The following is a 12,110-nucleotide window of genomic DNA, read 5'->3' as shown; positions in this document are numbered from 1 at the left end:
TTAATATTATAGCGGCTCTACACAGTTAAAGATCTTTATATGCTGCTTCACATTTTCATATACTCCATGGACCATGGCTTCATTCAGTCCAAAGTAATCATGCTTTCCTTCTGCTTTTAAATATTTTTCAGCTTCCCTTGTCAGGCTGTCAAAGCTGGCTGTTGCAATATTGATCTTACGTATTCCAAGACCAACTGCTTTTCTAAAGTCTTCCGGAGTAATTCCGGTTCCGCCGTGAAGGACCAGAGGAACATCTGTCTTTTCATCAATGGCCTTTAAAACATCAAATGCCAGTCTGGGTGCTACCGGATAGTTGCCGTGTGCATTGCCGATGGCTACTGCCAGTGCGTCCACACCTGTCTTTTCGCAAAACAGTTTCGCGTCTTCCGGATTGGTGCAGCGGATTCCTTCATCTGTGCTTCCGTCCTCACTGCCGCCAACCAGACCAAGCTCCGCTTCTAACGTGGCTCCATATTCTCCTGCGAGCTGAGCCGCTTCTAACGTCTTTTTTATGTTCTCTTCAAAGGGAAGAGTGGAGCCGTCCATCATGACTGATGTAAATCCATAATCCAGGGCCTGCTTTAACACGCCGATGGTCTTGCCGTGATCTAAATGAACTGCAATCTCTACCTTTGCATTCCTGGCAGCTTCTACCATCATAGGTCCCATTAGTGACAGCGGGGAATGGGGAAGGCGTACTTCCGCAATCTGTAAGATAATGGGAGTGTTCATTTCCTCAGCTGCCTTAACAGCACCTTTCACCATCTCAAGATTCCCCACGCTGAATGCTCCCACCGCCCGGTTTTGCTCTGATGCCTGATTCAGCAGATCTTTCATTTTTACTAATCCCATGCCTTGTTTCCTCTCTCTTCCTCCCTTTATGAGTATGTTTTGATTTTGTTTTAGTTATGTGTTGGTTATATTCTAACACCATATTTGAGATTGGTCAAGATGTACTTGAAAAATTTTTTTTGAATTTGGTGATCTATTGGTGATTTCTTGATATTTTTGTTTGTGTCTGTTATAATAGGGGAATAACAGCACATTAAAGGAACCGGAATATAAGGAGTATACGCTATGAGAATTTCCCGAATTGAACAACTGGAACAATATATCCTCGAACACAAAACCGCATCGATCGATACCTTATGTGAACTATTTCAGATATCCAAAAATACGCTGCGCCGGGATCTGGAAGTGCTTGTGGGAAGAGGAACTGTGGAAAAGGTATATGGAGGTGTTATCGCATCCGAAAACATTTTACCCATACCGGACCTTGTCACTTTTCAGGACAGAGCCAGCCGTAATTTTTTAAGCAAGCAGCGGATTGCATCTCTTGCTGCTTCATTTGTACGGGACAGAGATATTATATTCATTGACAGCGGTACCACTACCATGAATATTGTGGACTTTCTCACCCATTTAAATACAGTCACGGTCATAACCAACAGCATTCAGGTCATTAATAAATCCATGAATTATCCCAATATTGATTTAATTGTGCTCCCAGGCACTTTAAAAAGGGATACGGCATCTCTGACCGGCAGCTCCTGCGTGGAGTATCTGGAAGATTATAACATTGTGCGTGCATTCATGGCATGTACCAGTATCTCAGTTGAGTCAGGAATCTGCAATGCATCAACGGATGAATATAATATTAAAAAAGCAGCATTAAAAAAAAGCCAGAAGCATTATCTTCTGGCAGATTCTTCCAAGTTTGGCCGGGCATCTCTTATGACCTATGGAGATATGAATCAGTTCGATTATATTTTAACCGAAAAGATGCCGGATGACGCGTTCTGCTCCTTTTGCAAAGAACAAAACTGCGCCATTTCCATAGCATCTTATGAGGATTAGACCGTGATTTCTTCCGCGTGGCTTAAGGTGACATCCTGCTTGTAGAAAGGTCTCATGCTATCAGCCACCCTGATCTTTACATGATCAAACCGGATATCCTTTGCATACTCAGCATAAATTCCGGATATCTTCGTGCGAATCAGTCCATCTCCCTGGCAGGGGCGGATATCATATCCCTCAATCTCCCAGCGGGAGTTTTTCTCCAGCGTGAGGTGGATGTTTTCAAAGCTTACGTCTTCAATATAGTTGTCTTCGCTTCCGCGGATAAAGATTCCGTTTTCCCCTTTGCAGCTGATATTTTCAAACCGCACATTTCTGATTTTTCCGGCCTTTACGCCCGGTTTTCTGTCGTGGGCCGTGATGCAGATTGGTTCTGCCCTTCCCCACCACTCATGAGAAAAGCGGCGTGTTTCAATGGTAATATTGGAGAATACCACATTCTCCACATTTCCTCCATCCCGGATCTGTATGGAGATTCCACGGTTGCTTTTACTGATGGTACAGTTTTCTACAAGAACATTTCTAAAATCACATTCCCCTTCCGTACCGAACTTAATGGCTGCACTGGTGGAGATTAAGGTGCAGTTTGAGATCACGATATTTTCACAGGGTCCGTAATGGTTATAATCGCCGGAATTTTTTAATACAATCGCATCGTCACCGCATTCAATGTGGCATCCGATGATCCGTACATTCGTGCAGTGATCCGGATCAATGCCGTCGGAATTTGCCATCTGTAAGTTATTAAGAAGACGGATTCCCTCAATCAGAACATCGTTGCATCCCACCAGATGAACGGTCCAGAATGCGCAGTTTACAAGCTTTACGTCACGAATGGTAAGATGATTGAATTTCTCTAAAAGCATCAGAGGGATTCTGGGGTAATAAGTTCCTTCAATGTGATATCCGGAATTATCTCCGTAAAATATGGATTCATTGGCATCTATGGTACCAAAACCGGTGATTGCCACATTCTCCTGTTCATAGCCATAGATAAATGCATGAAATGGCCTGCCGTTATATTCGCTGTTTAAAAAGGAAGGAAGACCTGATTCATGAGCAACGATCCTGCCGCCGTTTGCCAGAGGATAATAATCGTTTAAATCATCACTCGCCTTTAATACGGCACCCATCTCCAAATGAAGCTCTACATTTGACTTAAGAAGGATCGAACCGCTGTTATAGATATGTCCGCCCGGAAGCAGTACACGTCCGCCGCCTGCTCCGGTGCATTCATCAATCGCTTTCTGAATCGCCGCAGCATCATTTGCGGTTCCATCACCTTTTGCTCCGAATTCCAATACATTGTAAATCATAATTTCCTCCATTTCCTGTATCCTAATCAGATTGCACTACCAAACTGCCCAATTATACCAATTTAGCCTGCCAATTGAAAGGTCTAACTATAAAAAAATAGCAGAGGCGCACAAAAAAGCTGTTTTTTGTACTGCCTCTGCCATTTTTTAACCTTTTAAACCAGAAGTGCTGATTCCCTCCACCAGATACTTCTGCAGACAGATGAAGATTAATACTGCCGGCATGATAGAAAGCGTTGCCATCGCAAACATGGCTCCGTAATCGGAGGATGAGCCCGGATCGGAGAACAGTTTTAGCGCAAGGCTCACCGGATACTTTGCGGACTCATTGATGTAAAGCAGAGCGGAAAGGAAATCGTCCCATCTCCACATGAACGAGAAAATGCTTGCAGTAATTAAAGCCGGTGTGATAAGCGGCAGTATAATTCTTGCAAAAATACTGTAATAGGAGCATCCGTCAATCTTAGCCGCTTCGTCAAGTTCTCTTGGAATTCCGTCAATAAAGTTAATCATCAGGTAGATGAAGAAACCCTGGATTGCAAAATAATAGGGGACTATTAATGGCCTGTAGCTTCCTACCCAGCCCAGCTTCTGATACCATAAATACTGAGGAATCATCAACACCTGCGCCGGCAGCATCATGGAAAGAAGCATGGCCACAAACAGGAACTTTCTTCCGAAAAATCTGCATCTGGCAAGCCCATATGCAACAAAGGCAGAAGAGAATACCGTACCAAGAGTCGCAACAATTGCAACAAACAGAGAATTTCTAAAAAATACAACAAATCCGGTCTTTGCAAACCCCTTCCATCCGGTTGCATAGTTGGAAAACACGAACTTCCTGGGGATCAGCTGGCCTGCTGTTGTAAAAATGGTGTTGCTCTCCTTAAACGAGCTCATGATCATCCATACCAGAGGGTATATCATGATCAGACCAAGGCCGCAGACGATGACGTGATAGAAGATCCCGCCGATTCTTTTCCTTGTTTTCATGAATATTACACTCCTTCCGTATAGACCCAGAATTTTTTAGTAGCAAATAAGAGCAACGTAATCAGGCCGATGATCCCAAGCATAATCCACGCCAGTGCTGCTCCATATCCGGTATTATAGAACTCAAAGGATTGCTGGTACATATAAACAGTGTAAAACAAAGTGGAATTTAGGGGTTTCCCCTGTGTAATAATAAAACACTGAGTAAATGCCAGAAATCCATTGATCGTCTGCATAACCAGATTGAAAAATATGGTGGGTGTAAGAAGAGGCAGCGTGATCTTAAAAAACTGAGAAAACCGGTTTGCCCCATCCACTCTGGCCGCTTCATAGAGCGTTACCGGAATCTGTTTGAGTGAAGATAAGAAGATCAGCATGGAAGAACCAAACTGCCAGACTGCCAGTATGATCAGTGTCCAGATCGCTGTATTTACGTTTCCAAGCCAGGGAAAACTGGATTTGATTCCTATGATCCGCAGAAGATGATTCACCACTCCGTCAGTTGCAAACATTCGCTTCCAGAGAATCGCCACTGCCACGGAACCCCCGATAATTGACGGGAGATAGTAGGCAGCGCGGTAAAATGCCGTGGCCTTTGTGGTTTTAAACAGAATCAGTGCTACAATCAAAGCAAATACCAGACGCATTGGAACCGATACAAATGCAAAATAAAAAGTAACACCGATTGTTTTTAAAAACACCGGATCGTCAGTAAACATTTTAATGTAATTTTTCATTCCTACAAAGACCGGCGGTGCCAGAATATTGTAGTCACAAAAGGAATAATAAAGGGATAAACCCATGGGAACTACCATGAACAGAAGAAATCCAATGGTAAACGGAAGGCTGAATACGAATCCTGCCGTGCTTTCCCTGTTCATAAAGTGTCTGAAGTTCTCCCTCTTTTTTTCTTTCATATACGTCCCCTCCGTTCACTATGACTGCTCTTATTGAAAACCGGGGCAGAGCTTTCTCTGCCCCGAATTTACCGGCAATTATTTCTGGCTCATGATCTTGTTGGCGCTGTTAAAGAATTCTTCTGCAGCCGTTTTTGAATCGTATGTACCGTAACAGAGCTGTTCCTGAACCTGATTTAACAGATTAAATACTTCGCTCGCTCCATCCGGCTGGGGAGGATTGATCGGTGAGCTGTTCGGAGTAACAACATCGTTGATATAACGGATAATCTCCTGGTTGATTGCATCCATTTTGGGTGAAAGCTCATCTGCAATCTTGCTGGATGCAGGAACGCCTCTTTCGCCTAAAAGAATGTTGTTTGCATCGCTGGAATTAATCAGATAATCTAATACTTTTACTGCTTCTTCCGGATTCTTTGTATGAGCTCCGATGGAAAAGAACTGGCTGGATTTTAAGTAGCCGGACTTCTTGGGATCAGGTGACGGCCAGGTAGTCATACCGATGGTCACGCCTTCCGGAGCCGCATTCTGAACAGCGGTCAGCTGATTGGAGTTTGCAAATGCACACCAGGACATGGTCTCAGGGCTGGAACCGTATACAAGTGGATCCTGTTCAACAGAACCTACGGAAATCTCCGCATATACGCCCGGATCAATGAGCCAGCCTTCTTTTAAGCCGGTTTCATACATCTGGAAGAATGGAATGTAATCCTCTGCTTTTCCGCCCATTTTTTTATCGCCGAATAAAACCACATCATATGCTCTCATAAAATAATCCAGATAAGTCTGAGCTGTACCATAAACAATGGAAGTCTTATATCCGGTTTTTTCATATACCTGACGGCATACTGCCTCAAAATCGTCAATGGTCATATAGTCCTTGACTGTAATGCCGTTCTGATCAAGTAAAGTCTTGTTATACATCATGGCTGGAGAGTTAATACCTGCACAGATTGCATAAACTCCTCCGTCTACTGTACCGGAAGCCATGGTGTTTTCCGAGATATTGGATACGTCCAGTGTGCCCTTTTCAATATAAGGTTTTAAATCAACCAGAAGGTTGTTCTTCACATACTGGTCTATGTACATGTAATCCATCTGAACCACATCCGGAAGTGACTGGCCTGCTGCCGATGTAGCCAGTTTGTTCCAGTAATCAGACCACTCGGAAAACTGGCCTTCAATGGTTACTCCTTTATTCTGCCCGGAATAAAGGTCTAAAGCCGCCTGCGTTCTCTCATTTCTGACCTGGTTCCCCCACCAGCTCATAGTCAGCTTCACGTCACCGCTTCCACCGGAGGCTTCCTTAGAAGGAGCCGTAGTGGCCGCCTGTGTCGTTGCAGGTGCCTGAGTTGCAGCTGTGGTAGCAGTTGCCGAACTCCCCCCGCATCCTGCCAGAGAGGCCGCCGCCATACAGCATGACATCAGTAATGCAATTTTTTTCTTCATAATACCTTCCTCCTTAAATTTATTACTCATCTTAGGTAGTTTTATTATACGTTTCTAAGGATGCGCCGTAAATGCGTAAAACCGAGTTCAAAGTGGAAAAAACCGAGTTTTTTGTATATTTTGTATATTTTTTCCGGTTTTATGTTGTATTATTATCACATTTTATATATAATCTCTTTATCACACCAGAGCTGTCCATTTAAGGAGGACGTATGAAAGCATTTATCCGGAATCTTACATTAAAAAAGAAGATCCAGTCTATTGTGTTTCTATGTATCCTGCTCCTTACTTCTGTTTCTTTTTTTAATATCCGCATGACCTCAGTCGCCCACCAGAAGGTTCTTTATCAGACAGTGGCATCATCTCTGTCCTTTTCTGCCAAAGAGCTTAATAACCATCTGGACGTGATCAGTACCATGGCAGATATGGTGCTTGCAGACAATACCATGCAAAAAAATCTGGGGATATTAAAGGATACAGAACAGATTCAGGAACGAACGGTAGCTTATAAAGCAATCTATGGAATGTTAAACGAATACTATTTTAACTTCAGAAAAAATAACATCCGCTACATGAGCCTGTACCAGGGTAATTTTTCCATTCACACCCACATTATCAACAAAGAACAGCTGCCCGATTCCATACGCAGGGACTTAATCGCACGAGCCGAGGCAGGAAAAGGAAAGACAATTCTGGTGACGGATTACAGTGACCAGTACGGGCTTTTTATGGTTAAAAACATACGCCGCACCCAGTTTTTGAAGCTGGATTCCATTGGCAGTCTGATTGTAAATATTGACATGAATCAGCTGATTGATTCCTCTACAGATAGCAGTCATCTTTATGAGTCCGCGGATTATATTCTATATGACGGGGGGAATCTGATCTACCATTCTTCTGCTATTACCGCTGAAGATCCGTCTGTGGTTTCAAAAATCTCCCTCTCACGGTACGGACTGTTCCAGTCTGTGGGAAAAAACTACTTTTATGTAAGACAGGCTCTTCCCAATTATAACTGGGATTATGTCTGCATCATTCCATATGACAACATATCCGCTTCTCTTAAGAAAAGCTTTCGGTTCTCTTTTTTTATTACCATCATCGCAGTAATTATTTCCAGCATTCTTTCTTCCGCACTGATTGACTCCATTATCAGGCATTTTAATAACCTGCTGTTAAAAATGAAGAACTTCGCTGACGGGCAGAAAGACGCAATTAACATTTCTTATGATTATACAGGACGAACCGACGAGCTGGGCATTCTTCATACCCGGTTTGACCAGATGGTAAATGAGGTAAATGAACTGATCCGCAGTTGCTACCTAAATGAAATTTTAAGAAAGGAAGCCCAGCTGAAGGCTCTGGAAAATCAGATGAATCCCCATTTTCTCTACAACACTCTGGAATCCATTAACTGGAGGGCCAAATCGGTAGGCGCAAAGGATATCTCTTCCATGGCTGAGAATCTGGGTACGCTTTTAAGAATTACCCTGGATCAGAAAAACAAAGAAGTTCCCTTAAGGAGGGAACTGGAGCTGGTGCAGTGCTATATGACCATTCAGAAATTTCGTTATGAGGACCGGCTGGAATATAAAGTCACTGTGCCTGAAGATCTTTACTCCTGCTGTGTATTAAAACTGACCCTGCAGCCACTGGTTGAAAACTCCATACGATATGGCCTTGAGGAGAATACCGAGGGCTGTTTTATTCACATATTGGCAGAGCGGTTATCTGATGTACTTTATGTTTACATAAAAAATAACGGATCTGTTTTTGAAGACCAGCTGTTAGAAAAGCTGAAGACCAATCAGATCAGCCCCCATGGCTTTGGAATCGGCCTGTTAAACATTCTGCAGCGGATGCAGCTGACCTATGGGGAAGAATATGGTCTCACTCTTTATAATGAAAATGAACAGGCAGTGGCAAGGCTTGCCTTTCCTCTTGTCCGAAAGGAGAATGGAAATTGCTGAAATTAATGATTGCAGATGACGAACGTATGATACGGGAATCCATTTCCTGTTTAATTGACTGGAACAGCCTGGGAATTGAGCTGATCGGCAGCTGCGGAGATGGAATCGAGGCGTATAACATGATACTTGATGAGTCTCCGGACATTGTCCTGACCGATATCCGCATGCCGGGTATTTCCGGTCTTGAGCTGGTTGAGCGGATCTCACAGACAGACATGGATATTCAGTTTATTATTTTGTCCGGATTTGGGGAATTTGAATACGCCAAACAGGCCATGAAATACCGGGTTCATCATTATCTGTTAAAGCCCAGCAATGAAGAGCAGATTATTGAAAGCATGAAAGATGTGATTAAGGAATATTATCACAGGCGGGCATTTAAAGATCTGCAGGACCGGCAGAAGGCACTGACCTACCATCTTCATCACAGTGTACTGGCAAATATCATTAACGAAGGGATATTCACGGAGGACTGTACCCAGCCTGCCTGGGATGTGTATTCCGGATTTATGGATTTTTGCTATACCGGTTATGAGCTTTGCTACCTTCATTATCTGGAAGAACCACTCCTGGAATCCGCCCTGCAGCTGATCTATGATTACATGACTGAAAGTGCGCCCGGAATTGCCGTATACAGCATTTACGTTAAAAATACCCTGATTCTGTTTTTCGAAAGCCATCAGGTTTCCTATGAATTACTGGATGATTTCATGAGCCGGCTTTCATTTGAAGATCAGTCTGTTATACTGGATTATCACAGAAGTACATATCCCAATCTGATTCAGCTGATTGAGGCCTTAACTGCAAAAATCAGGCGGTATGGAATGATCTATTTCATGAATGGACTAAGACCTGTGCCAATCTGCAATTATAAAAATCTCATTGAGAAGATAGAGCATCTGACCAGTCTTTTAACAGAAGTTGATACAGCAGAACAACACGCTGGTTTTAAAGAACTTGAGAGCACTCTTCATGATATCAGTAACCCTGATTTTTTAAAGCAGGCCGGTTCCCGTATTATTATTAAATTAACAGCCGGAAACCGTTATGGCTCTTCAGTCGTGGCGACAGAATATTTAATGACACTGAACCAGCAGACCGATCCGGAGATCATCCGCAATATGCTTATGGAAAAAATCAGCAGGATACTGGAAGACTCTTTGGAGGCTTCCAAATCATACAGTCCGTTCATTGAAAAAGTCATACAGTATGTGGAAAATAATTTAGACAACCCAAGTCTGACACTGAAATGGATTGCAGATAATTACCTGTTTATGAATGTGGATTACGTCAGCGCACGATTTATGAAAGAGACCCGGCAGAAATTTTCCAATTACCTTACAACCCAGCGGATCCAAAAGGCAAAGCAGCTTCTTTGTGAGGGACATGCAGAGCAGATTCAATGGGTCGCGGAAAAGGTGGGCTGCGGTAACAATCCCCAGTATTTCAGCCAGATTTTTAAGAAGAATACGGGAATGTCACCAAGTGCTTACGTGAAGCGTATAAACGGCGGGGATTAAAAAAACCGCCTCTGTCCGGAGTTATCCGGCTGAGGCGGTACGGGTTATTGATAAGTTTTCATTTATGAAATGGAATTCAGTATTTTTACCAGAGCATCATGAGCCATGGTAAACGCTTCTTCTCCGCTCATTTTTTTCTTCTGCTCTCCGTGCTGCTCCAGTGCGGAGAAGCCGGCAAAATCACTGAGATGGGGTTCCAGGGATAAAAAGCCCTGATATCCACTCTCTTTCAGGTTTCCAAGTATTTTTTCCACATTTCCGTCTCCCATTCCTGCAGGAACCACGCTTGCATCTGCCCAAAGTGCATCCTTTATATGAATGTAGGAAATATAGGGTTTTAACATCTCATAAGCTTCCATCGTATCCTGTTTGCATTGGACAAAGTTGGCAAAATCAAATACTGCCTTAAAATGATCCCCGTAAAATTCTTTCATTATTTCCAGGCACCGGTCTGCCATATCCCCATAGATATCCTTCTCATTTTCATGAAGAAGAATTACTTCATTTGCTTTGGCATAATCCACAAACTGGCCAAGCTGATCCATCACCTTATTTTTATAAGGCTCATAGCTGGAATTCTCCGGCATAAAAAAGCTGAACATACGGATATTTGGAGTTTCCATCACATGTGCCAGTTCCACGGTATGTTTAAACAACTCCATATGAGGAGCAAATTCATCTGCGATTTTAATTTTACCAATGGGAGAACCAATGGATGATAATTTAATTCCATTGCTGTCAAGGCGTCTTTTAATCTCTTTTGCCTCTTCTGTCGTATGCTCCACCAGACCCTTACCATTTACTCCGCGCATCTCTACATAAGACATTCCCAGTTTTTTCAACACGTTCATCTGAATGTCTAAATCCATATCAATCTCATCTGCAAATCCGGATAGTTTTATTTTGTCCCACATCATGCTCTCTCCTTTTCTCAATAACTTCCTTCTGTATCAAATACCACGCCAGTTCCATCTTTTTTTCTGGAAGCAGCACGTCGTTTATTTAATTCCTCTAAAAACAGATTTTCATCAAACGGAATCTCTACTTCTCTGTTAAGCCAGCTGGATAAATGCATGGCGTTTGATAATGTCAGTCCATTGATTCCTTCCACTCCTTCTGCCACCAGAGGTGTACCTCTTAAAATTTTCCCTGCAAATGCCTTTAACACTCCCACATGCTGCTCATTGACACCGTCTGTCTCCACCTCTGTGATGGTACATTCCGGTGTATCAAATCCGCCTTTTGCTGTTTTGCAGAAAGTACGCTCATTTTCCGCCAGTTTATAAAGCATAAGACGGTCATTTTCACAAACCACTTTTCCCATCTCCATGGTAATCTCGAACCGGTTTGTACCGGGAGCATCCGCTGTTGAGGTTACAAAGACTCCCGTTGCCCCGTTTGGATATTCCAGATAGGCTGTCACATCATCCTCCACCTCAATATCATGCCATTTTCCGTTGTGACAGAAGGCACGTACCTTATCCGGCATTCCGCAGATCCATTGCAGCAGGTCCATATTGTGAGGACACTGATTTAAAAGTACACCTCCGCCTTCTCCGTCCCAGGTTGCTCTCCAGCTGCCGGAATCATAATAGGACTGCGTTCTATACCAATCAGTCACAATCCAGTTCACCCGTTTGATTGCTCCTAACTCTCCGCCAGTTACCAGCTCGTGCAGTTTTCTGTAAATGCAGTTCGTTCTTTGATTAAACATCATGGCAAATACCCGGTCAGATTTTTGCGCTGCTTCATTCATCTTACTGACCTGAGCTGTGTAAACACCTGCAGGCTTCTCACACAGGACATGATGGCCATGCTCCATAGCATAGATTGTAAGCTCCGGATGCTGATAATGAGGTACAGCAATTAATACAGCATCACACACTCCTGCATCGATTAAGTCCGTTCCTTCTTTAAAATACAAGGTCTCAGCAGTCAGATATTCTTTCGCCCAGGCAATCCGTCCATCCTCCCTGTCAGCCACTGCTGTCACTACAATCTCCGGAACCTTCCCTTCCTGAATACTCTTCAAATGGTTCGTCCCCATATTACCAATTCCGATAATTCCCAGTCTCACTTTTCCCATGG

At 43.3% G+C, this 12,110-nt stretch carries 10 protein-coding genes; 3 read left to right on the top strand and 7 right to left on the bottom strand.

Annotated elements, in window-relative coordinates:
• Window positions 1-6: 6 nt before the first annotated feature.
• Complete coding sequence (locus V7D18_RS02300; RefSeq protein ID WP_426151059.1) at window positions 7-852, bottom strand: class II fructose-bisphosphate aldolase; 846 nt, start codon at window positions 850-852, stop codon at window positions 7-9.
• A gap of 225 nt (window positions 853-1,077) precedes the next feature.
• Here V7D18_RS02300 and V7D18_RS02295 point away from each other — a divergent pair, with 225 nt between their 5' ends.
• Entirely contained in the window at window positions 1,078-1,857 is a 780-nt protein-coding gene (locus V7D18_RS02295) for a DeoR/GlpR family DNA-binding transcription regulator (RefSeq protein WP_426151057.1), read from the top strand.
• Here the strand turns inward: V7D18_RS02295 and V7D18_RS02290 are convergent.
• From V7D18_RS02290 to V7D18_RS02275, 4 genes are all read right to left on the bottom strand, one after another.
• Window positions 1,854-3,173, bottom strand: coding sequence for a glycoside hydrolase family 28 protein (locus V7D18_RS02290; protein ID WP_426151055.1), 1,320 nt, complete (start codon window positions 3,171-3,173; stop codon window positions 1,854-1,856). The two genes, V7D18_RS02295 and V7D18_RS02290, sit on opposite strands and share 4 nt — an antisense overlap.
• Window positions 3,174-3,320: 147 nt before the next feature.
• Entirely contained in the window at window positions 3,321-4,166 is an 846-nt protein-coding gene (locus V7D18_RS02285; protein WP_426151053.1) for a carbohydrate ABC transporter permease, read from the bottom strand.
• 5 nt (window positions 4,167-4,171) lie between these two features.
• Window positions 4,172-5,083, bottom strand: a complete 912-nt coding sequence (locus tag V7D18_RS02280) for a carbohydrate ABC transporter permease (protein WP_426151051.1) — start codon at window positions 5,081-5,083, stop codon at window positions 4,172-4,174.
• A 78-nt stretch (window positions 5,084-5,161) separates the two neighbouring features.
• The gene (locus V7D18_RS02275) at window positions 5,162-6,532 is read right to left on the bottom strand and encodes an ABC transporter substrate-binding protein (protein WP_426151049.1); all 1,371 of its coding nucleotides are present in this window, start codon (window positions 6,530-6,532) and stop codon (window positions 5,162-5,164) included.
• A gap of 212 nt (window positions 6,533-6,744) precedes the next feature.
• Between V7D18_RS02275 and V7D18_RS02270 the strand changes: the two genes are divergently transcribed.
• Window positions 6,745-8,502, top strand: coding sequence for a sensor histidine kinase (locus V7D18_RS02270; RefSeq protein ID WP_426151047.1), 1,758 nt, complete (start codon window positions 6,745-6,747; stop codon window positions 8,500-8,502).
• Entirely contained in the window at window positions 8,496-10,022 is a 1,527-nt protein-coding gene (locus V7D18_RS02265; protein ID WP_426151045.1) for a response regulator transcription factor, read from the top strand. Before V7D18_RS02270 ends, V7D18_RS02265 begins: the two co-directional genes overlap by 7 nt.
• Before the next feature lie 62 nt (window positions 10,023-10,084).
• Here V7D18_RS02265 and V7D18_RS02260 read toward each other — a convergent pair whose 3' ends face one another.
• A complete protein-coding gene (locus tag V7D18_RS02260; protein WP_426151042.1) occupies window positions 10,085-10,939 on the bottom strand; it encodes a sugar phosphate isomerase/epimerase family protein in 855 nt (284 codons plus the stop codon).
• Between the two features lie 14 nt (window positions 10,940-10,953).
• On the bottom strand, window positions 10,954-12,108 hold the full coding sequence (locus tag V7D18_RS02255) for a Gfo/Idh/MocA family protein (protein WP_426151040.1): 1,155 nt from the start codon (window positions 12,106-12,108) through the stop codon (window positions 10,954-10,956).
• Between the last annotated feature and the right edge of the window lie 2 nt (window positions 12,109-12,110).

Source organism: Lacrimispora sp. 38-1, from assembly GCF_049890855.1.
In the GTDB taxonomy this organism is placed as follows: Bacteria; Bacillota; Clostridia; order Lachnospirales; family Lachnospiraceae; genus Lacrimispora.
The sequence above is the reverse complement of the archived record's forward strand: the minus strand, read 5'-3'. Positions and strand labels throughout refer to the sequence as shown.